The 20,147-nt window shown below is 59.0% G+C and carries 17 protein-coding genes; 5 read left to right on the top strand and 12 right to left on the bottom strand.

Annotation, left to right across the window (positions count from 1 at the left end):
• The first annotated feature begins 121 nt into the window (after positions 1 to 121).
• The 3 genes from KKQ10_RS22505 (at position 122) to tadA (ending at position 4,863) form a co-directional block, all read left to right on the top strand.
• Positions 122 to 2,845: a DEAD/DEAH box helicase gene (locus KKQ10_RS22505; protein ID WP_215502312.1), complete on the top strand. Its 2,724-nt coding sequence runs from the start codon at positions 122 to 124 to the stop codon at positions 2,843 to 2,845.
• A 147-nt stretch (positions 2,846 to 2,992) separates the two neighbouring features.
• A complete protein-coding gene (locus tag KKQ10_RS22500) occupies positions 2,993 to 4,369 on the top strand; it encodes a multicopper oxidase family protein (RefSeq protein WP_215502311.1) in 1,377 nt (458 codons plus the stop codon).
• The gene (tadA, locus tag KKQ10_RS22495) at positions 4,369 to 4,863 is read left to right on the top strand and encodes a tRNA adenosine(34) deaminase TadA (RefSeq protein WP_127648233.1); all 495 of its coding nucleotides are present in this window, start codon (positions 4,369 to 4,371) and stop codon (positions 4,861 to 4,863) included. Before KKQ10_RS22500 ends, tadA begins: the two co-directional genes overlap by 1 nt.
• An 81-nt stretch (positions 4,864 to 4,944) precedes the next feature.
• Here tadA and cmoB read toward each other — a convergent pair whose 3' ends face one another.
• From cmoB to KKQ10_RS22445, 10 genes are all read right to left on the bottom strand, one after another.
• Positions 4,945 to 5,901: a tRNA 5-methoxyuridine(34)/uridine 5-oxyacetic acid(34) synthase CmoB gene (gene cmoB, locus KKQ10_RS22490; protein ID WP_215502310.1), complete on the bottom strand. Its 957-nt coding sequence runs from the start codon at positions 5,899 to 5,901 to the stop codon at positions 4,945 to 4,947.
• Positions 5,898 to 6,677 (bottom strand): carboxy-S-adenosyl-L-methionine synthase CmoA, encoded by a 780-nt coding sequence (cmoA, locus tag KKQ10_RS22485; RefSeq protein WP_174823758.1) that lies wholly within the window; start codon positions 6,675 to 6,677, stop codon positions 5,898 to 5,900. Before cmoA ends, cmoB begins: the two co-directional genes overlap by 4 nt.
• A 208-nt stretch (positions 6,678 to 6,885) precedes the next feature.
• Entirely contained in the window at positions 6,886 to 7,521 is a 636-nt protein-coding gene (locus KKQ10_RS22480) for a lysoplasmalogenase (protein WP_215502309.1), read from the bottom strand.
• A 2-nt stretch (positions 7,522 to 7,523) separates the two neighbouring features.
• Positions 7,524 to 7,916: a protease inhibitor I42 family protein gene (locus tag KKQ10_RS22475; RefSeq protein WP_215502308.1), complete on the bottom strand. Its 393-nt coding sequence runs from the start codon at positions 7,914 to 7,916 to the stop codon at positions 7,524 to 7,526.
• Positions 7,917 to 8,056: 140 nt separating this feature from the next.
• Positions 8,057 to 9,076: a hypothetical protein gene (locus KKQ10_RS22470; protein WP_215502307.1), complete on the bottom strand. Its 1,020-nt coding sequence runs from the start codon at positions 9,074 to 9,076 to the stop codon at positions 8,057 to 8,059.
• Positions 9,077 to 9,251: 175 nt separating this feature from the next.
• Positions 9,252 to 11,669: an endopeptidase La gene (gene lon / locus KKQ10_RS22465; RefSeq protein WP_215502306.1), complete on the bottom strand. Its 2,418-nt coding sequence runs from the start codon at positions 11,667 to 11,669 to the stop codon at positions 9,252 to 9,254.
• Between the two features lie 1,118 nt (positions 11,670 to 12,787).
• Positions 12,788 to 13,057: a DUF6124 family protein gene (locus KKQ10_RS22460; RefSeq protein WP_215502407.1), complete on the bottom strand. Its 270-nt coding sequence runs from the start codon at positions 13,055 to 13,057 to the stop codon at positions 12,788 to 12,790.
• A 309-nt stretch (positions 13,058 to 13,366) separates the two neighbouring features.
• On the bottom strand, positions 13,367 to 15,778 hold the full coding sequence (locus KKQ10_RS22455; RefSeq protein ID WP_215502305.1) for a glucose/quinate/shikimate family membrane-bound PQQ-dependent dehydrogenase: 2,412 nt from the start codon (positions 15,776 to 15,778) through the stop codon (positions 13,367 to 13,369).
• 221 nt (positions 15,779 to 15,999) lie between these two features.
• Positions 16,000 to 17,361 carry a carbohydrate porin gene (locus KKQ10_RS22450; protein ID WP_215502304.1) on the bottom strand — a complete coding sequence of 454 codons (1,362 nt, stop codon included), beginning with the start codon at positions 17,359 to 17,361 and terminating at the stop codon, positions 16,000 to 16,002.
• Positions 17,362 to 17,364: 3 nt separating this feature from the next.
• Complete coding sequence (locus KKQ10_RS22445; RefSeq protein WP_215502303.1) at positions 17,365 to 17,631, bottom strand: hypothetical protein; 267 nt, start codon at positions 17,629 to 17,631, stop codon at positions 17,365 to 17,367.
• Positions 17,632 to 17,693: 62 nt separating this feature from the next.
• On the opposite strand from KKQ10_RS22445, the gene KKQ10_RS22440 reads away from it, so the two are divergent.
• Together KKQ10_RS22440 and KKQ10_RS22435 are read left to right on the top strand one after the other, a co-directional pair.
• Complete coding sequence (locus tag KKQ10_RS22440; protein ID WP_003227831.1) at positions 17,694 to 17,924, top strand: VF530 family protein; 231 nt, start codon at positions 17,694 to 17,696, stop codon at positions 17,922 to 17,924.
• A 1-nt stretch (position 17,925) separates the two neighbouring features.
• A complete protein-coding gene (locus KKQ10_RS22435; RefSeq protein WP_215502302.1) occupies positions 17,926 to 18,564 on the top strand; it encodes a Pr6Pr family membrane protein in 639 nt (212 codons plus the stop codon).
• Positions 18,565 to 18,751: 187 nt separating this feature from the next.
• Here the strand turns inward: KKQ10_RS22435 and KKQ10_RS22430 are convergent, their stop codons facing one another.
• The gene (locus tag KKQ10_RS22430) at positions 18,752 to 19,540 is read right to left on the bottom strand and encodes a siderophore-interacting protein (RefSeq protein WP_215502301.1); all 789 of its coding nucleotides are present in this window, start codon (positions 19,538 to 19,540) and stop codon (positions 18,752 to 18,754) included.
• Positions 19,537 to 20,103: a PadR family transcriptional regulator gene (locus tag KKQ10_RS22425; RefSeq protein ID WP_127648244.1), complete on the bottom strand. Its 567-nt coding sequence runs from the start codon at positions 20,101 to 20,103 to the stop codon at positions 19,537 to 19,539. The genes KKQ10_RS22430 and KKQ10_RS22425 overlap by 4 nt, the downstream gene beginning before the upstream one ends.
• Between the last annotated feature and the right edge of the window lie 44 nt (positions 20,104 to 20,147).

Raw genomic sequence — 20,147 nt, 5'->3', positions numbered from 1 at the left:
GGAAGATGGTATATGGATGAAAGATAGTGGCAAAATAGTGCCAATTGTTCCGGATCGCTGGATTCGGATTTCAACGACAGGGATGTGAGCAGGCTGTGAGCGCAGCTTGCGTAAGGGATATATGGTTTCCATCTATGTGAACGGAATAGACAAGACCCGTCAGATCAGCGACTGGACGATAAAAGGTGATGGGCGCGGTGGGGCCTCGCTGACTTGTCACTATCCATCTGGCAAAAGTTGGCCCAGTCCGCTTGCCGACTGCGAGGTTGTTCCGACTCGAGAGCTGAAAAACCAGCTTCTGAGGAAAAAATCCAGCTCAGTGATAAGTGCTATCGAGAGCGCAGTGATTTACGGCGAGAAATATGCCGTCGTTCAGTATTTCGCAGGTGGCAAAAAGTACGCTTACAAGCTCGTCGATATCGAATTCGCCATACCGACGAAGATGAAAGACGATTCGGTTTTCCAGTATTTCCGCTCTGTAGCTGATGCGAGAGTCATTCAGGCAGAGTCGGAGAAGGATAAAGTTATCGCCGAGAATGTGCAGCGCCAGCTCGAATCAATACCTGCATGCGCGAGCACCGCATTGCACGCCTATTGCACCCGTCGTAATGGAAGTCAGGAGCTGGTAGCAGACCTTATTTTTCCATTTGGTCTTAATGAGAGTCAGCTTGAAGCAGTAGAGCAGGTTTTCACTTCTCAGATCAGTTTGATAGAAGGCCCCCCTGGCACCGGCAAGACACAAACAATTCTGAACATCATCGCCAACATTCTGTTGAGTGGAAAAACCGTGGCGGTTGTATCGAACAACAATGCGGCCGTGTCCAACGTATGTGAAAAGCTAGGTAAGTCAGGCCTCGATTATCTGGTTGCCGAGTTGGGCAGCAACGAAAACCGTGAAGCGTTTTTTGCCAATCCTCGTACTCGACCCACAATTGCTCCTGAAGCGGCGCCTGAGATGGCGACCATTCAGAGTGTCTTTCAGCAGCTCAAATGCCACCTGTCTGACCGCAACACGATGGCCAGGCTGCAGACTGAAGTCAGTGAACTGGAGATCGAACGCAGTTATTTGCGGCAGTGGCAGCAAGAAAGTGGCGTGCTGGATCCCATTCCCCTGGGCAAATATAATCTGACCCCGCAAAAGTCCACCGATCTGATGGCATTCCTGACGCACCTTACTGGCAACCGCGTGCGAATCAAGGACAGGATAGAAATGCTGTTCAACTTCAAGATCCTGCGCATGAAACCATTCGATGACTGGGCCAAGCGCAAATCGGTCTTCTACGGTCTGCAGCTTCATTACTACGACAAAGCGCTTCAGGAAAGAAAAGCGGCGCTGGCAGGGCTTCAGGAAAAGTTGCGGCTGGGTAATTATCAGGTGTTGCTTGAAGAACTTACGAGTACCTCGATGAAGTACCTGAAGCAGCATCTCCACCGACATGTACCGCAAACTGAGCCCTTCGATGGCAAGAGTTATCGGAAAGCCAGATTCGATGAGTTCATAAAGCGCTATCCGATCATTTCAAGCGGTACGCATTCCATCGTTAATTCCTTGAAAGCCGGCACAGTGCTCGACTACGTCATCATTGACGAGGCTTCGCAGCAGGACATCGTTCCTGGAATATTAGCTCTGGGCTGTGCGAAGAATCTGATCGTTGTCGGTGACAGAAAACAGTTGGCGCACATTCCGGCGACGCTGGGCATGGCCGCGCCAGCGGCTCATTACGATTGCGAGAAGTACAGTTTGCTTGATTCGTGTGTCCGCGTGTTCGAAGGTGCGATCCCAATGACCCTATTGAAGGAACACTATCGCTGTCACCCGCAGATCATCAAGTTCTGCAATCAGCAATTCTACGACAATCAACTGGTTCCGATGACTGAAGATCGTGGGGAAAAGCCGTTGTCATTGCTGGTGACCGCGAAGGGTAATCACACGCGGCGCAAAACCAATCTCCGGGAACTGGATTCACTAATGGCAGTGCTTGATAGTGAGGGCGAAAGTACTTGGGAGGACGAAGACGGCAGAGGTTTCATCGCCCCGTTCAGGAACCAGGCCAGGTTATCTGGTACGCTTTTGCCAGAGGATTTCGTCAAAGACACCGTTCACAAATTCCAGGGGCGGGAGTGCGACGAGATCGTCTTTTCCACTGTGCTGGACAAAAAGAGCACGACACCGAAACTTCTGGCGTTCGTGGACGACCCTCGGATGATCAATGTGGCGGTATCGCGGGCCAAAAAGCGCTTCACCCTGGTCACCGGCGAAGACGTTTTCACGGCCAACAATGGGCACATCGCAGCGCTGGTGCGTTACATGGAGTACTACGCTGATGAAGCGCAACTTCATCGCGCACCAGTGATATCGGCTTTCGATCTGCTCTACAAGGAATACGACAAGTCGCTGGAGCGACTCAATAGCAAGTTGCGGAGGAGCGATTCGGACTACAAGTCCGAGCAGATCATGGCGCAGATACTGCGAGAGACCCTTGATCAGGAGGTCTACCGGGGGATTGCAGCCCACGGCCAGGTCGAGTTGAACCAGTTGGTTTCGACGGCCAACGAGTGGCTTACCCCGAGAGAGAGGGAGTTCATGGACAACCGCGCCAGTTGTGATTTCGTGATCTATTTCAAAGTCGGCAAAAGACCACTCGGAGTGATAGAGGTCGACGGGGGGAGTCACGCGACACCGATGCAAATCGAACGGGATGCCTTGAAAGACAGCATCCTGCAAAAGGCGGGTGTTGCTCTATTACGTCTACGCACCGTCGAGAGTCGCATCGAGGAGCGGGTAGCCGAGTTTATGGCGCAGTGGGCAAATACAACCACTGGAGGAAATGCCGCCCCTGCTTGAGGCTCAAGAGCACAGTGAGGTTCTTTTTGTCGTCAATACCGGATTCAATGCGACAACACTTCACTTAATCTTTCGCAATTGCAGGTGTATCGTATTTGCCTTTTGCGGGCCGCTGGCCCGACGCAGATACGTGAGGTAGTTGAGTTCATGTCCTTTACCCGTCGCCAAATCCTCGGTGGCCTGGCCGGTCTTGTTGTCGTTGGTGTCGGAGCGGGAGGCGCGTCGCGTTACTGGCTGGGCAAGGTCGCCGAGGCCGAGGCCGGTCACGACTACGAACTGATCGCCGCGCCGCTGGATGTCGAGCTGGTGCCGGGGCACAAGACCGAGGCCTGGGCGTTCGGCCCGTCGGCGCCGGGCACCGAGTTGCGCGTGCGTCAGGGCGAATGGCTGCGCGTGCGCTTCATCAACCACTTGCCGGTGGCGACCACCATTCACTGGCACGGCATCCGCCTGCCGCTGGAAATGGACGGCGTGCCGTACGTCTCGCAACTGCCGGTATTGCCCGGTGAGTACTTTGATTACAAATTCCGCGTGCCGGACGCCGGTAGCTACTGGTATCACCCACACGTCAGCAGCAGCGAAGAACTGGGGCGTGGGCTGGTCGGGCCGTTGATCGTTGAAGAGCGTGAACCGACCGGTTTCAAGTATGAAAAGACCCTGAGCCTGAAAAACTGGCACATCGACGAGCAAGGTAATTTCGTCGAATTCAGCATCCCCCGTGAAGCGGCCCGTGGCGGCACGGCCGGGCGGCTGTCGACCATCAACGGCGTGCCGTTGCCGGTGATCGAGTTGCCGGCCGGGCAGATCACCCGCGTGCGTCTGCTTAACCTCGACAACACCCTGACGTACCGCATCAACATTCCTGGCGTCGAAGCGCAGATCTATGCGCTGGACGGCAACCCGGTCGAGCCGCGGCCGCTGGGCAAGGAATACTGGCTGGGGCCGGGCATGCGCATTTGTCTGGCGATCAAGGCACCGCCGGCCGGTGAAGAACTGTCGCTGCGTAACGGCCCGGTGCGCCTGGGCACCCTGCGTTCAGTGGTCAACAACGATGCGCCGACCGAGTGGCCGAAAGCCTTGCCCGCCAACCCGGTGGCCGAGCCGGATCTGGCGAATGCCGAGAAACTCAACTTCAATTTCGAATGGGTCGGTTCGGTGTCGGTCAACGTCGACAACGGCAAGCCGCCGAGCCTGTGGCAGATCAACGGCAAGGCCTGGGACATCACCGACAAGACTTGCGCTGACCGGCCGATCGCCAGTCTGAAGCTGGGCCAGAGCTACATTTTCGAATTGAAAAACATGACCCAGTACCAGCACCCGATCCACCTGCACGGCATGAGCTTCAAGGTGATTGCGTCGAACCGGCACAAGATCATTCCGTACTTCACCGACACGTATCTGCTGGGCAAGAACGAGCGCGCGCAAGTGGCGCTGGTGGCTGATAATCCGGGGGTGTGGATGTTCCACTGCCACGTGATCGACCACATGGAAACCGGCCTGATGGCCGCCATCGAGGTGAAGTGATGCGCCAGATTCGCCCCGCCGCGATCATCGACCGCAGCCGTGACCGTGATTTCATGCGCGAAGCCCTGGCCCTTGCCGCCCAAGGCGCAGCCCTCGGCGAAGTGCCGGTGGGCGCGGTGCTGGTGCAGGACGGTGAGATCATCGGTCGTGGTTTCAACTGCCCGATCAGTGGCAGCGACCCGAGTGCCCATGCGGAAATGGTCGCGATCCGCGCCGCCGCTCAAGCCGTTAACAATTATCGCCTGCCGGGCAGCACGCTCTACGTGACGCTGGAGCCATGCAGCATGTGCGCCGGGTTGATCGTGCATTCTCGGATCGCGCGGGTGGTGTATGGCGCGCTGGAGCCCAAGGCGGGGATTGTGCAGAGTCAGGGACAGTTCTTTACCCAGGGCTTTTTGAATCACCGGGTGCTGTATGAAGGCGGGGTGCTGGCGGAGGAGTGTGGGGCGGTGCTGACCGAATTCTTCAGAGCCCGTCGCGCAAGTCGGGATTAAGATCAAAAGATCGCAGCCTTCGGCAGCTCCTACAGGGATCGATGTAGGAGCTGCCGAAGGCTGCGATCTTTTGATTTTGCTTTATTTGCGGGCGACGATCACTGCCCGCATCGGCGCCGGCAGCCCTTCGATGGTCTTGCTGTGATCCTCGGGATCAAGGAAGTCGCTCAACGACTGGTACTTCATCCACTCGGTGCCGCGCTGTTCTTCAACCGTGGTGGTGCTGACGTCCACACACTTCACATCGGTGAAACCTGCTCGGCGCAGCCACAATTCCAGTGCCGGCACCGAGGGCAGGAACCACACGTTGCGCATCTGCGCATAACGATCTTCCGGCACCAGCACCTGATGCTTGTCGCCTTCGACCACCAGCGTTTCCAGCACCAGTTCGCCGCCCTTGACCAGGCAGTCCTTGAGCGCCAGCAAATGCTCGATCGGCGAGCGACGGTGGTAGAACACGCCCATGGAAAACACCGTGTCGAAACCTTCCAGATTCGGCGGCAGGTCTTCGAACGGGAACGGTAGATGCCAGGCGTTGGGCTCGGACAGGTAACGCTGCACCGCCTGGAACTGGCAGAAGAACAGCCAGTTCGGGTCGACGCCGATCACGCTGTCGGCGCCGGCACCGAGCATGCGCCACATGTAGTAGCCGTTGCCGCAACCGACGTCGAGGATGCGTTTGCCCTTCAGGTCCAGATGCGGAGACACCCGCGACCACTTCCAGTCCGAACGCCATTCGGTGTCGACATACACGCCGAACAGGTCGAACGGCCCTTTGCGCCACGGCGACAGGCCCATCAGCGCGGTGCGCATTTGCGCGCGGGTTTCGTCGTCGCAATCGGTATCGAGTTTCAGGCCATTGAGCAGATCGATTTCGCTCGGCTGGATCTTCGGCAAGGCGTCCAGCGCACTTTGCCAGCGCTCCAGATCGCCGTGGCCCTTTTCCATTTTCTTGTCGAGTTGCACTTGCAGGGTGTTGGCCCAGTCGGCCAGCGGGGTACCGGCCAGGCGGCGGGCGAGGGGGGACAGATCAATCATGGCAAGGCAATCAACGAGGCAAAGTTAAGACACTGGAACCACGGCACGACTTTCGAGAACCCGGCGGCCAGCAGGCGTTCGCGGTGTTCTTCGAGGCTGTCGGGCTTCATGACGTTTTCGATGGCGCTGCGCTTCTGGGCAATTTCCAGTTCGCTGTAGCCGTTGGCACGTTTGAACGCGACGTGCAGATCGGTGAGCAGCGCGTGCTCCTCGGCATCGTTGAAACGCAGCTTCTCCGACAGAATCAACGCGCCGCCCGGCAGTAGCGATTGGCGAATGCGCGATAGCAATGCGGTGCGCTGCTCCGGGGCGATGAATTGCAGGGTGAAGTTCAGCGCCACCACCGAGGCAGGTTTGAACTCGAGCGCGAGGATGTCGCCTTCGATCACTTCGACCGGCAGCAACTCCTGGAACATCGAATCCTGACCGTTGAGGTACTCGCGGCAGCGTTCGACCATTGCTGCAGAGTTATCCACAGCGATCACCCGGCAACCGTCGGTACGCACGTGGCGACGCAGGGCTTGAGTGACCGCGCCCAGCGATGAGCCGAGGTCGTAGAGCACGCTGTTCGGCTGTGCGAACTGCGCGGCGAGCACACCGAGGTTTTCGACGATGGTCGGGTAACCCGGCACCGAGCGCTTGATCATGTCCGGGAATACCCGCACCACGTCCTCATTGAAGGCGAAGTCAGGCACCTGGGCCAAAGGCTTGGCGAAAATACGATCGGGTTCTTTGCTCACGGCGGTTCCGGCGGTGTCGGTGGAAAAGGCCGGCATTTTAGCCAAAGTGGCGCGGGGATGCTTGGGTTGTCTGATAAAGCGCCAGACACAAGCGTGGAATACATAACTGTGGCGAGGGAGCTTGTTCCCGCTCGGCTGCGCAGCAGTCGTAAAACCTACTGACGAGATATACCTGCAGTATCGCGTGCACCGGATTCAGGGTCGCTGCGCAACCCAGCGGGAGCAAGCTCCCTCACCACAGGGGTTAGTGAGGTTTCTGGGAGAAAGCGGAGGCAGCAATCCCCCACTGCCCAAGCCAGTAACTGAGGATGATCACGTACGGCGCAGCATGGAACGGCGCCACAAAGCGGTCGATGCCGATCACACTGTCAGAGAACACGAACGCCACCGCCCCCGCTGCCGCCAATAGCGCTGAACGCTGGGGCACATCGGTGCCGAGGCGGGCGAGGGCGCGCCAGAGCATTGCGCTGATGGCGGTGCCATAGACGACCACGGGCACCAGCAAAGGCCCCAGACCACTTGAAATCAAAATCCCCAGCAGCACCGCACCTACGCCGAGTGCAAGCACCAGCGGCAAGAGCGCCAGACGTTTGCAGTCACTCAGATAAGCCTTGAGATACGCCAGGTGCGCGACCAGAAACGCGCCGAGGCCAAACACAAACAAATCACCCGGCCACGCCAGCAACACATCCCCGAGCAGCGAAAAAATCAGGCCCAGGCTGATCCAGCGCCGATAGTCGCTGGGCGGCGCATCATGCAGCCATCCAAGCAACGCCAGGACGGGCAACGGTTTGACCAACAGGCACAGCAGCGCCGCATGGGTGCTCACACCGTAGAGAAACGTCACCGCGCCCATCAGCGCCAGAATCAGCCAGCCCACGATCAGTTCACCGTAATCGCGCAGTCAAAGGTTTCCACCGGCAGCACTTCCGGCGCCCACGGCTGTTGCGAGGTCAAACGCAAACGCCCGGTGCCGGGAGCGAAGGCCTGGAAACGCCAGGTCGAAATGCCGGCCGCACCGACCACTCCGGCGTCTTCAGGATTGCTATAAACCTCGGGGCTGAGCGCGCGCAGCACGCCGCCGGCCGAATCCTGAATGGCCCAGCGGTAACCGGTGGTGGGGTTGCTCGGCAGCATCACGATCAGGTTTTGCCCATTGGTGAGACGCACGGGGCATTCGCTCTGTTTTTCCACGGTCACGTTCTGTTTTGGCTGCGTGGCGCAGGCGGCCAGTAGAGAGAGGGCGAGGGGGACAAACAGGCGAGTGGGGGACATAAGGTCAGCGGCTCCGACGTTGGCGACGAACGGCGAGCATAACTGAAGATGAGACAAAGTGTGTCGTGGAGTTGGCTGCTTTGATTGGGGTTACGGCTCGACCGATTGGGGGCGGTCAAACCGTGTGAACCCAGTGCCGTTTAATCTGCGGACAGGTAAATGTCAAAGTCGGCCCTTATATTCAAGATTGCCCCTGTGGGCGTGCGGGCCTTTATAGTGAAATTCTTTGTGACGTAACGACGCTCTTCGAAAACTTCAAGTACAAGCGTTGCTTCCAGGGTTTCAAGGTTGAAGCTTATATATTTGTCGCCTAGGCGGCGCACTTCGCTGTATAGCAGTTTTTTAATCGGGCTGCTCAGACTCGGATAGCTATAAGTTCCGGAGGTGATTCCTTTTTCTAAATGAATTTCAAATCCGCGTGCGTCGCTGGTTATGTCACTGTCCAGGGGGAGGTTTCCACTCCGGCTAGAAAAATTAATGTCTTGCGTCAAAGATAGCGTGTCGTAGCGCAAGCTTGAAGAGTGGTAATGGGCTCTTGCAAAAGGAGTTTCGCCGGGGGTGAGGGAAACAGGAAATTTCGCATTGAACTCTCCAGTTATATTTTGCAGATCCGCCGCTGATACGTTGCCCTGTGGAAAGGATGCGGTCGATGAATCGAGTTGCCCTGAGTTGTTTTCCTTGAAGTGCAATACAACATCGAAGGTGGAGGTTATTGTTAAGGTTTCTCCGTTATTGACCACCTCGAAGTTGAGCTCGCCTGAGTAACGACGTCCGTTCTCTGTGATGTTCAGCTTGAGCTCTGCTTTGGTTGCCTTTTGGGACGTAAACTGAAACTCGGGATCGAATTTTTTAACTTCACCATAGGTCACGTTACGTATGACTTCATCTTGCGGGAACGTATAGGTGCCAGAAGTAATGTTTGAGTTCAGTGTCATTCGGATGCTTCGTTTATCGTTGGTAAAAGATGGATGTGCTGCGGTTACTCCAGATTGACTATCAAAGTCCAGAAGTTCAGTTACGTTGGGCATTGAGCTTTGTAACGTCTGGGAGTGGTAGGGAAAGCGCGCTTCGCCCGGAGCGATGTTGTTGGTGAATGTCGCGTTGAATTCTCCGGTGAGATTCTCCAGTTGGCGGGCGGAATTTGCTGTCTGGTTTTCCATCAAGGTGCTCACTGATAAAAGGCCAATAGAGCATCAAGTATCGGGAGTGCGATGAAAGAAAGGACTGTCAGAGTTGACAGTCCTTTAGGTTGTTATGTGCTGCTGGTTTTGATTTTAAAAACAAACAGGCATAAAAAAGCTGCGAGTGTTGGCTCGCAGCTTTTTAAGGGGGCGGTTAAAACAGTACTTTCGCCACGTCCGAGAATTTTTTGGCAAAGTGCACGGTGATGCCTTCCTTCAGGTAATCCGGCAATTCCTCGAAGTTGCCACGGTTCGGCTCGGGCAGAATCAGTTCGAAGATCTTCTGCCGCCGCGCCGCGATCACCTTCTCACGCACCCCGCCAATCGGCAGCACATGCCCGGTCAACGTCAGTTCGCCGGTCATCGCGACACCTTTTTTCGGTGGCTGGTTGCGGGCGAGCGAGAGCAGGGCGCTGGCCATGGTCACGCCGGCGCTTGGGCCGTCTTTCGGGGTTGCGCCTTCCGGCACGTGCAGATGGACGAAGGCTTCGTCGAAGAATTTCGGATCGCCGCCGAACGACTTCAGGTGCGAGCTGACGTAGCTGTAGGCGATCTCGGCCGACTCTTTCATTACATCGCCCAGTTGCCCGGTGAGTTTGAACCCACGGTTGAGCGTGTGAATCCGCGTGGCTTCGATCGGCAGGGTCGCGCCGCCCATGCTGGTCCAGGCCAGACCGGTAATGACGCCGGTGCCGGACAGCACTTGTTCATTGCGGAACACCGGATGGCCCAGCGAGGCTTCCAGATCCTTCGGCCCGAGCTTGATCACCGCTTTCGGGTCTTCGATCAGTTTCATCACCGCTTTGCGTACCAGTTTGCCCAGCTGTTTTTCCAGCTGACGCACCCCGGCTTCACGGGCGTAACCGTCGATCAAGGCCTTGAGCGCTGCGTCGCTGATGCTCAGGCTGGCTTTGGATACGCCGGCCTTCTCCAGCAGTTTCGGCCACAGGTGACGCTTGGCGATGGCGACTTTTTCTTCGGTGATGTAGCCCGACAGGCGAATCACTTCCATCCGGTCCAGCAACGGGCCGGGAATCGAATCCAGAGTGTTGGCGGTGCACACGAACAGGACTTTCGACAGGTCCATGCGCAAGTCCAGATAGTGGTCGAGGAATTCGACGTTCTGTTCCGGGTCGAGGGTTTCCAGCAGCGCCGAGGCCGGGTCGCCCTGGTAGCTCTGGCCCATCTTGTCGATCTCGTCGAGCATGATCACCGGGTTCATCACTTCGACGTCTTTCAGCGCCTGGACGAGTTTGCCCGGCTGCGCGCCGATGTAGGTGCGACGGTGGCCCTTGATCTCGGCTTCGTCGCGCATGCCACCGAGGCTGAAGCGGTAGAACGGCCGGCCGAGGGATTCGGCGATGGACTTGCCGACGCTGGTTTTACCCACGCCCGGCGGGCCGACCAGCAGCACGATCGAGCCGCTGATTTCGCCTTTGTAGGCACCGACCGCGAGGAATTCGAGGATGCGATCCTTGATGTCATCGAGGCCGGCGTGGTGTTTGTCGAGCACCTTGCGTGCGTGCTTGAGGTCGAGTTTGTCCTCGCCGTACACGCCCCACGGCACCGAGGTGGCCCAGTCGAGGTAGTTGCGGGTGACCGCGTACTCCGGCGAGCCGGTTTCGAGGATCGACAGCTTGTTCATTTCCTCTTCGATGCGTTTCTGCGCCTGCGGCGAGAGGACTTTGCCTTCCAGGCGCTGCTCGAACTGTTCGAGGTCGGCGCTGCGGTCGTCCTTGGTCAGACCGAGTTCCTGCTGGATGACCTTCAGTTGTTCCTTGAGGAAGAATTCGCGCTGATGCTCGCCGATCTTGCGGTTAACTTCGGCGGAGATTTCTTTTTGCAGACGCGCGACTTCGACTTCCTTGCGCAGCATCGGCAGGACTTTTTCCATGCGCTTGAGCATCGGCACGCAGTCGAGCACTTCCTGCAGCTCGGAGCCGGTGGCGGACGTCAGGGCGGCGGCGAAATCGGTCAGCGGCGACGGGTCGTTGGGGCTGAAGCGGTTGAGGTAGTTCTTCAGCTCTTCGCTGTACAGCGGGTTGAGCGGCAGCAGTTCCTTGATCGCGTTGATCAGCGCCATGCCATAGGCCTTGACCTCGTCGGTCGGCTCGGTGGGCTGGTGCGGGTATTCGACTTCCACCAGGTACGGCGGACGATGGTGTTTGAGCCAGGTCTTGATGCGCACGCGGCTCAAGCCCTGGGCGACGAACTGCAGTTTGCCGTTTTCGCGGCTGGCGTGATGGACCTTGACCAGCGTGCCGTATTCGGGGAGGGCGCCGGTGTTGAAGTGGCGCGGGTCTTCCTGGGGCGTGTCCATAAAGAACAGGGCCAGGGAATGGTGCTCGGATTTGCTGACCAGATCGAGGGTTTCGGCCCAGGGTTCTTCATTGACGATGACCGGCAGCACTTGGGCCGGGAAGAACGGGCGGTTGTGGATCGGGATGACGTAGACCTTGTCCGGCAGGTTCTGGCCGGGCAGGGCCAGGCCTTTGCCGGAGGAGGTGTGTTCGATGTGTTCGGCTTCGGTGTAGTCGTCGGGGTTGTCCGGGAATTCTTGCTGGTCGCTCATGGGGCACCTGCGCAATGGGGTATGGGTCTTAGATGGGGCAGGCTTGGGGTGGTTTCAATGGGGGGTGGTGTTTCTGCTTGCGTGTTCAGGGTTTTGACAGGGTTTGTTTCTTTTGACTTGGCGGCCTTTGGGCCGACCATGTTCTTGGTTGGGTTGTGTGAATATCCGTTTCTGTGGGTGTGGCGGCTGGCGGTTTCGCCCTTACGGCGAGTCACTTTTTCCAGACGCCGGAATGCCGGCCCAGCGAAAAAATAACCCAAAAGGCTTGCCCCAACGTTCGGCCCTCGCCGTGGCTCGGGTCCCTTCGCTCCGGGATCCATCCGGGGGCATCGCCTACGGTTTGCTTCGCTGCACCTCCTCTCGATGTGTTCGACTTCGTCGAACGGTCGCTGCGCTCCCACCCCCGGATGAACCCCTCCACTCAGCCTGCCGACGGGGCCGGTAAGGCAAGATCAAGAGCTTTCGGCGAGCTGACACTCGGCCATTTGAGTGGTGAAAAGCATGCGCTCGGTTTTTGCTCTTCTTTAGGCCCTCGCCTGCTGGCGGTGGCGGCCTGACAGCCGACCCATCTCCAACTGAATGCACTCAATCCCACTGTGTGCGAGCTTGCTCGCGAAGGCGGCCTGACAGCCGCCCCATCTCCAACTGACCACACCCAATCCCATTGTAGGAGTGAGCCTGCTCGCGAAGGCGGCCTGACAGCCGACCCATTTCCAACTGAATGCACCCAATCCCATTGTAGGAGTGAGCCTGCTCGCGACGGCCTGCCAGCCGCCCCATCTCCAACTGAATGCACTCAATCCCACTGTAGGAGTGAGCCTGCTCGCGATGACGGCCTGCCAGCCGCCCCATCTCCAACTGACCACACCCAATCCCATTGTAGGAGTGAGCCTGCTCGCGATGACGGTCTGCCAGCCGCCCCATCTCCAACTGAATGCACTCAATCTCACTGTAGGAGTGAGCCTGCTCGCGATGGCGGCCTGACAGCCGACCCATCTCCAACTGAATGCACTCAATCCCACTGTAGGAGCGAGCCTGCTCGCGAAGGCGCAGTGTCAGTCACTATTAATGTTTGGATGCGCTAACGCTTTCGCGAGCAGGCTCGCTCCCACAAGGGTTCAGCTGTGTGCTGGGGATTGTGCGATTTCGACGTTATCCAGCACGCGATTCACCGCCAGCTCCGCCAGCATGATGCTCGCCGAGGCCAGTGATTTGCAGGCGTGGACCAGCAGGCTCTCGTTGTCCATGCCTGGGGCGACCTGGAACAGGGCGCAGGGTTTCAGGTAATGGTCGAGGGCGCGTTCGGCGGCGTCGTGGAGTTTTCTCGAATCGAGGGATTCGTAGGGGGAGGTGTTGTCGGGTTCGGGGGGACGGGGTGTGGGTTTGATCGTGATGAATTCTCAGTTGGTGAAGTGGAGCTACCTTCGATTGCCGCGACGCCCAGTCGCTGAATTTCCAGCGACCCTATGAGCCTATCCAGCTGACTTGCGAGGCACAACCGACGCGACTTGTCGGAAATATCCGCAAAATCACCTCTGTCTGTAGGAGCTGCCGAAGGCTGCGATCTTTTGACGTTGCCCTTTCAAAATCACAGCCAGATCAAAAGATCGCAGCCTTCGGCAGCTCCTACACAGATCAAAAGCAAAAAAGGCGATGCCCCTCACGGAGCATCGCCTTTCCTTTACCGCCGTTAAAACTTATTCCGGCAGTTTGTACGCAATCACGTAGTCACCCATCTTGGTGCCCAGCGAACCGTGACCGCCAACAACGAGCAGCACGTATTGCTTGCCGTCCTTGCCGGTGTAGGTCATTGGAGTCGCTTGGCCGCCGGCCGGCAGACGCGATTTCCACAGTTCTTTACCGGTGTTCACGTCGTAGGCGCGCAGGTACTGGTCGAGGGTGCCGCTGAGGAAGCCGACGCCGCCTGCAGTGACCATCGAGCCGCCCATGCTTGGCACGCCCAGGGTGAAGCCGATCGGGATTGGCGAGCTGTCGCGGCTGGTGCCGTTTTTGCGTTTCCACACGACTTTGCCGGTGGTCAGGTCGATACCGGCGACGTAGCCCCAGGCCGGGGCCTGGCACGGTACGCCGAATGGCGACATGAACGGGTGCATGATCACCGCGTATGGCGCGCCAGTGTTTGGTTGCACGCCAGCGGTTTCGCTTTCGCGTTTGCTGCCGGCGGCCACTTCGGCACGTGGCACCATTTTCGACACGAAGGCCATGTAGTTCGGGCTGGTGAACAGCATCTGGCGAACCGGGTCGACCGAGACGCCGCCCCAGTTGAACACACCGACGTTACCCGGGTAGATCAGGCTGCCTTGCTCCGACGGAGGCGTGTACTGACCTTCGTAGCGCAGTTCCTTGAACTGGATGCGGCACAGCATCTGGTCGAACGGGCTCGCGCCCCACATGGCTTTTTCGGTCAGTTCCGGGGCCAGCAGGTTGAGGTCCGAACGGGCCTGGGTCGGTGCGGTGTGGTCGCCTTTCACGGCGCCTTGCGGTACCGGGATTTCCTTGATCGGAATGATCGGCGTGCCGTCACGACGGTCGAGGACGTACAGGCTGCCCTGTTTGGTCGGGGCGATCAGCGCAGGTTTCACGCCGTCGGCGGTTTTCATGTCGAGCAGGGTTGGCTGGCTGCCAACGTCCATGTCCCACAGGTCGTGGTGGGTGAACTGGTAGTTCCAGCGCACTTTACCGGTGGCCAGGTCCAGAGCAACGATGCCGGCGCTGAATTTCTCGGCGCCCGGGGTGCGGTCAGCGCCCCACTGGTCTGGGGTCTGGTTGCCCAGTGGCAGGAAGACCATGCCGAGTTTTTCATCGACGCTGGCCAGCGACCACATGTTGGCCGAGTTGCGGCTGTAGGTTTCACCCGGGGCCAATGGCTCGGTGGCGTCCGGCTTGTCGCTGTCCCAGTTCCAGACGAGGTGGCCGTCGCGCACGTCGAAGGCGCGGATCACGCCCGATGGCTCGTTGGTCGATTCGTTGTCGGTCACGTGACCGCCCATGATCACCAGATCACGGGTAATCGCCGCCGGCGAGGTGGAGTAGTAACCACCGGCAGTGAACGGGCCGATGCCTTGGGTCAGGTCGACCACGCCGTTTTTGCCGAAGCCTTCGCAGATCTTGCCGGTGTCGGCGTTCAGCGCGATCAGACGGGCATCTGCAGTTGGCAGGTACAGGCGACGCGGGCAGGCCTGAGCGACGGCTTTGCCGGCTTCGGAGATGACGGCCGACGCGGCGTTTTCAGACTTGGCGTAAGCGGCTTCGTCGTAGTACGACACGCCACGGCAGGTCATGTGGGCGAAGCCCTTGAAGCCCACCGGGCTCTTGATCTGCGGGTCGAAGCGCCACAGTTCTTTGCCGGTGTCCGGGTCCAGAGCCAGCACTTTGCTGTGCGCGGTGCAGGCATAGATCATGCCGTTGGCTTTGAGCGGGGTGTTTTCGTTGGTCAGCTCCACCGGGTCATCGGCAGTCGGCAGGTCGCCGGTCTGGATGCGCCAGGCTTCTTGCAGCTTGCCGACGTTGGCCGGAGTGATTTGCTTGAGCGGCGAGTAGCGGTCACCGAACTCGGTGCGGCCATAGGCCTGCCAGTCGCCTTCAGGCATTTGCGGCGCGGTGCTGGTCATGTCCGCGGTGTCGCGGCCCAGTTCGCCGAAGGTTTCGCCCGGGTGGGTGAACAGGCTGGCCAAAGCGGTCACGCCGGCCAGAACCACGGCCACGCTCAGACCACCAGTGCCCATTGGCGCCGGGCCTGTGAGCAGCAATGGACGACGGAACCACGGCAGCAACATCACGATGCCGAGGACGAACCACAGGGCCAGACGCGGCACCAGTTGCCACCAGTCCAGACCGACTTCCCACAGGGCCCAGACCGTGCTGGCGAACAGCACGATGGCATACAGGCCCAGCGCTGCACGACGACGCAGCAGCAACAGAATGCCGGTCAGCGCAATGCCGATACCGGCCAGCAGGTAGTACAGCGAGCCGCCGAGCATGCTCAGCTTGACTCCCCCGGCCAGCATGGCCAGGCCCATCAGTAGAAGCAGAATGCCGAGCAGGCTCGGTAACAGACGGCCCCGACTCGAAGCACTTTCGGTGCTCATAGTGTGATTCTCCGTGACGTTTCAAGTAGTCCCGCGCAGTAGTCACTGTAGATGACGATTGGGCGCAGGCATGGTTCAGATAAAACTTGTGTAGCTAACGAATTTCATTCGTTGTAGGAGTGAGCCTGCTCGCGATAGCGGTGTTTCAGTCACTGGAGATGTCGCCTGGAACACCGCTATCGCGAGCAGGCTCACTCCTACAATGGATTTGCGTAAATCGTTTAGAACGACGACTGGATCTTGATCCCCGCGATCAGTGCGTCATCAACCTTGTCCACGCCGCCCGGATGGCGGATGTATTGCAGGTTCGGGCGCACGGTCAGCCAGTTGGCGAGGTGCACGCCGTAATAGAGTTCGGCGCTGTATTCGGTGTCCTGCGGTGGCAGGAAGGACGGATCGTCATAGTCGTAGACGGCGTGCGCCTGATTGCTCGCCTCGGCGTTTTTACGCAAGGCCGGGTTGACGTGCACGCGGGCCAGGGCGAAACCGATGTCGTCCTTGGCGCGGGCATCGAACGGGCCTTTGTAGACGACACCGGCCTGCACGTAGTTGTCGATCGCGTTGGTTTTCTTGTCGTGCATGGTGGCGTTGGCAAACACACTCAAGCCGCGCGAGTGGTCGCTGGCGATGCTGGTGACTTGCTGTTGGGCACCGAACCACACGCCGTGTTTGCTCGACGCGCTGCGGTAGGCTTCGCCGCTCAGTGCGGCAGGCTGGCCGTTCTGGTCTTTATAGACGTCAGAGGCCTTGGCGCTGCTGTAGTAGTAACCGGCACGGTATTCGCCCGGCAGACCATTGAGCTTCTGCGTCCACACCAGTTCGACTGGCAACACGGCGCCCTGGGTGCCGCTGCCGCTGAGTTTGAAGCCGTTGCCGCGATCAAGGTTCGACGGGTTCTGCTCGTAAGCGCCGACCTGGGCGTACAACTCTGGCGTCAGGTGATATTTGACCCGCAGCGCCCACTGGCTGACCGGCCAGTTGTACCAGATGCCGCCGACCCAGTTACCGACCTGCGAGCCGCAGAATGCCAGGTTCTGGAAGTCGCATGGGAAGCTGTTGAAGTCTTCGCCTTCGCCGAAACGGCCGACCTTGATGTCGAGTTTCTGGTCGAAGAATTTCTGCTGATACCACATCTGCGTCAGGCGCGTGGTCTGGCCACGGCCCCAGACTTCCTGCGCCGAGGTGAAGCCGCCAACGCGCGGATCGTTGATCCGGTCGTTGCTGATGTTGTTGCCGCTGCGCTTGGTGATGGTCAGTTGAAACTCGGCATCGTCCCAGCCGAGGATCTTTTGCAGGTCCAGGTGCGTGCCCAGACCGAACTGGTCGCTGTAGCGCGCGGTGCGATCGTGGTCGTAGCCGCCGTGCAGGTTGCTGCCCATTTCGCCGGTGTAATCGAGTTTGAAGTCGTAGCCTTTTTCCGAGAGTTCTGTGCGCGTGCCGTTCCAGTCACCGAGCATGTACGGTGACTCACTGTCGAACGCGGGGGCTGCTTGGGCACAGGTGACGAGGCCGAAGGCAGTGCAGCCACCAATCAGGCACAGGGCTGAGATAGCGCTGTCTCGGGAGAAGGAAAAATCAGGCATGGGTCAGTCTTTTTTTGGTGTTTTCTGGGGGTAAACCGAGCGCTTCAATTTGACGCAGGCAGTGAAGCGATTCAGCCGAAGGGCGGCAGGATAATGATCTGTAACAAAAAGACAAAGCGGTTTTGTGGACATGCAGCTTTTCGCAATCTGTAACAGTGCCAAAAGATCGCAGCCTGCGGCAGCTCCTGCAGGGGATCGCGCTCCAATGCAGGCGCTGCGCAACGCTGCGATCTTTTGCTCTTGACCTACATTTGAAGGAACCACTTCCACCTCAGCCCCCCCTCGGCTAAGGTGCGCGGCTTCTGCATTTTCACTTCGCCCAAAGGCCTGGCATGAACGACCACACTCCCGATCCGCTGCATGGCGTAACCCTCGAACAGATCCTCAATGCGCTGGTGGCGCATTACGAGTGGTCGGGGTTGGCCGAGCGCATCGATATCCGCTGCTTCAAGAGCGATCCGAGCATCAAGTCGAGCCTGACGTTCCTGCGCAAAACCCCATGGGCGCGGGAAAAGGTCGAGCGCTTGTACGTGAAACTGATGCGCACCAAGCGACCGCTCTGAGATGGACGCCGTTTTGCGGCGACGCCTGATCATGCTCATCGCCAGCCTCGGCTGGGCCGGGCTGAGCATTCAGCTGTACCTGATTTTCCTTGCGCGGCTGAGTGTCGACGCCAGTCTGCTGGGTGGGCTGGTGAGTTTCTTCAGTTACTTCACCGTACTGACCAATACCCTGGTGGCGACCGTACTGACGTGCGCGGTCACCCGCCGCGAGTCCGCTGCGCAGCGCTGGTTTCTGCAGCCGTGGGTCAGCAGTGGGGTGGCGGTGAGCATCGCGCTGGTCGGCCTGGCCTACAGCCTTTTGCTGCGGCATTTATGGCACCCCGAGGGCTGGCAGTTTGTGGCTGACGAATTGCTGCACGACGTGATGCCACTGCTGTTTCTTGGCTATTGGTGGTGCTGCGTGCCCAAAGGCACATTGCGCCTGTGGCACCTGCCGGTGTGGCTGATTTACCCGCTGGTGTATTTCATTTACGCGTTGCTGCGCGGGCATCAGCTCGGCGCGTATGCGTACCCGTTCATTGATGTGGCGTTGCTCGGTTATGCACAGGTGTTCATCAATGCCGGGGGGATATTGCTGGGGTTTGTGCTGATCGGTTTGCTGGTGATTGGCCTCGATCGCTGGCGCGGCCTTCGATCCTGAGATCAAGAAACATCCTGTGGCGAGGGAGCTTGCTCCCGCTGGGCTGCGAAGCAGCCCCAAATGCTGCAATCACATTGCATCAGGTAAATCGCAAGTACAGGTTTTGCGACTGCTGCGCAGCCGAGCGGGAGCAAGCTCCCTCGCCACAATTGAGTTCACTCCTCAAGTTGAGGGTGAGTAGCAAAAATCACTCCTCTTCAGAAGTACCTTCGGCCCGCCAGTAGCCCACAGCTTTGATGAGCTGTTCGTCCAGCCCATGCTCATCAATCAGTACCCGGCGTATCTGCCGCGAAACCTTGGTCTCCGTCGCCACCCAGGCATACAGATTGCCCTTGGGCACCTGCAACTGTTTGACGGTGGTCAACAGGTTGTCCTTGCCGCCTTCACGCAGCACCCAGATCACATTGACCTGCGCTGCACTCTCCAGCACCTGTTGCTCGCCACCGTTCTCCACTTCGATCACCACCAGCGCCTTGCGATTGGCAGCCAGGCCTTCGAGACGACGGGCGATGGCGGGCAGGGCGGTTTCGTCGCCGATCAGCAGGTAGCTGTCGAAGATGTCCGGCACGATCATCGAACCGCGCGGCCCACCGATGTGCAGAAACTGCCCGGGTTGGGCCTGCTCGGCCCAGGTCGAGGCGGGGCCGTCGCCATGCAGGACGAAGTCGATGTCCAGTTCGAGTTTTTCCAGATCGTATCGGCGCGGTGTGTAGTCGCGCATCGCGGGCATCGGCACCTCACTTTTGCCGGCGCCGAGCACCAGGGTTTCCAGCGCGGCGGCCTGTTCGGCGTTCTGCGGGAACAGCAACTTGACGTGATCGTCCGTGCCCAGGCTGATGAACCCGGCCAGTTCCGGCCCGCCGAGGGTGATGCGGCGCATGCGCGGGGTCAGGTCGACCACACGCAATACCTCTAACTTGCGGCGTTTGATTTCGTGCATCACGCGGTGAATGGTTTGGGTCTCGACTGCAGTCATTCGGCTTTCTCCGGGGCAGATTGAACGGCGGGGCCGTCGACGATGGCTTTGGCGGTGTCGTTGAGCAGGTCACGCACGCGCAGGATTTCTTCGGCGCTCCAGCGCCCGTGGTGCAGTTGCAAGGCGTGGCGCAGGTTGTGCACGGCTTCGTGGATTTCCGGCGGCCGATCATGGCCGCGCAACGAGCGCTTGCTGACGTCGATGCGCATGCGCACGCCGTCCAGCGCGACGGCTTGCTCGCTTAAAGACAAACGACCGGCGTCGGTCACGCTGTAGCGTTTTTTGCCGGCGTCGGCGTCACCGCTGATCAAGTCGCTTTCTTCCAGAAAGGTCAGGGTCGGGTAGATCACGCCGGGGCTGGGGCTGTAGGCGCCGTCGAACATGCCTTCGATCTGGCGGATCAGGTCGTAGCCGTGGCACGGCTGTTCGGCGATCAGTGCCAACAGCAGTAATTTCAGGTCGCCGGGGGCAAATACCCGTGGGCCGCGACCGCCGCGTTCGCGTCCCGGGCGGCGCTCGAAGCCGTCGCCGTGATCACGGTGGGGGGAATGATGGTCTCTCATTGTTCCTTCTCTCTGTCGTGTTTAGATACAACTTAAGATATATC

It is taken from the genome of Pseudomonas sp. MG-9, from assembly GCF_018729515.1.
GTDB classification, from domain to species: domain Bacteria; phylum Pseudomonadota; class Gammaproteobacteria; order Pseudomonadales; family Pseudomonadaceae; genus Aquipseudomonas; species Aquipseudomonas serboccidentalis.
Note: the sequence above shows the minus strand (reverse complement) of the source record. Positions and strands in the feature narration are given on the sequence as shown.

What these genes read in the sequence shown, in the direction of transcription:
- KKQ10_RS22505 (WP_215502312.1), top strand. Translation starts at nt 122, where the DNA reads ATGGTTTCCATCTATGTGAACGGAATAGACAAGACCCGTCAGATCAGC.
- KKQ10_RS22500 (WP_215502311.1), top strand. Translation starts at nt 2,993, where the DNA reads ATGTCCTTTACCCGTCGCCAAATCCTCGGTGGCCTGGCCGGTCTTGTT.
- tadA (WP_127648233.1), top strand. Translation starts at nt 4,369, where the DNA reads ATGCGCCAGATTCGCCCCGCCGCGATCATCGACCGCAGCCGTGACCGT.
- cmoB (WP_215502310.1), bottom strand. Translation starts at nt 5,901, where the DNA reads ATGATTGATCTGTCCCCCCTCGCCCGCCGCCTGGCCGGTACCCCGCTG.
- cmoA (WP_174823758.1), bottom strand. Translation starts at nt 6,677, where the DNA reads ATGCCGGCCTTTTCCACCGACACCGCCGGAACCGCCGTGAGCAAAGAA.
- KKQ10_RS22475 (WP_215502308.1), bottom strand. Translation starts at nt 7,916, where the DNA reads ATGTCCCCCACTCGCCTGTTTGTCCCCCTCGCCCTCTCTCTACTGGCC.
- KKQ10_RS22470 (WP_215502307.1), bottom strand. Translation starts at nt 9,076, where the DNA reads ATGGAAAACCAGACAGCAAATTCCGCCCGCCAACTGGAGAATCTCACC.
- lon (WP_215502306.1), bottom strand. Translation starts at nt 11,669, where the DNA reads ATGAGCGACCAGCAAGAATTCCCGGACAACCCCGACGACTACACCGAA.
- KKQ10_RS22455 (WP_215502305.1), bottom strand. Translation starts at nt 15,778, where the DNA reads ATGAGCACCGAAAGTGCTTCGAGTCGGGGCCGTCTGTTACCGAGCCTG.
- KKQ10_RS22450 (WP_215502304.1), bottom strand. Translation starts at nt 17,361, where the DNA reads ATGCCTGATTTTTCCTTCTCCCGAGACAGCGCTATCTCAGCCCTGTGC.
- KKQ10_RS22440 (WP_003227831.1), top strand. Translation starts at nt 17,694, where the DNA reads ATGAACGACCACACTCCCGATCCGCTGCATGGCGTAACCCTCGAACAG.
- KKQ10_RS22435 (WP_215502302.1), top strand. Translation starts at nt 17,926, where the DNA reads ATGGACGCCGTTTTGCGGCGACGCCTGATCATGCTCATCGCCAGCCTC.
- KKQ10_RS22430 (WP_215502301.1), bottom strand. Translation starts at nt 19,540, where the DNA reads ATGACTGCAGTCGAGACCCAAACCATTCACCGCGTGATGCACGAAATC.
- KKQ10_RS22425 (WP_127648244.1), bottom strand. Translation starts at nt 20,103, where the DNA reads ATGAGAGACCATCATTCCCCCCACCGTGATCACGGCGACGGCTTCGAG.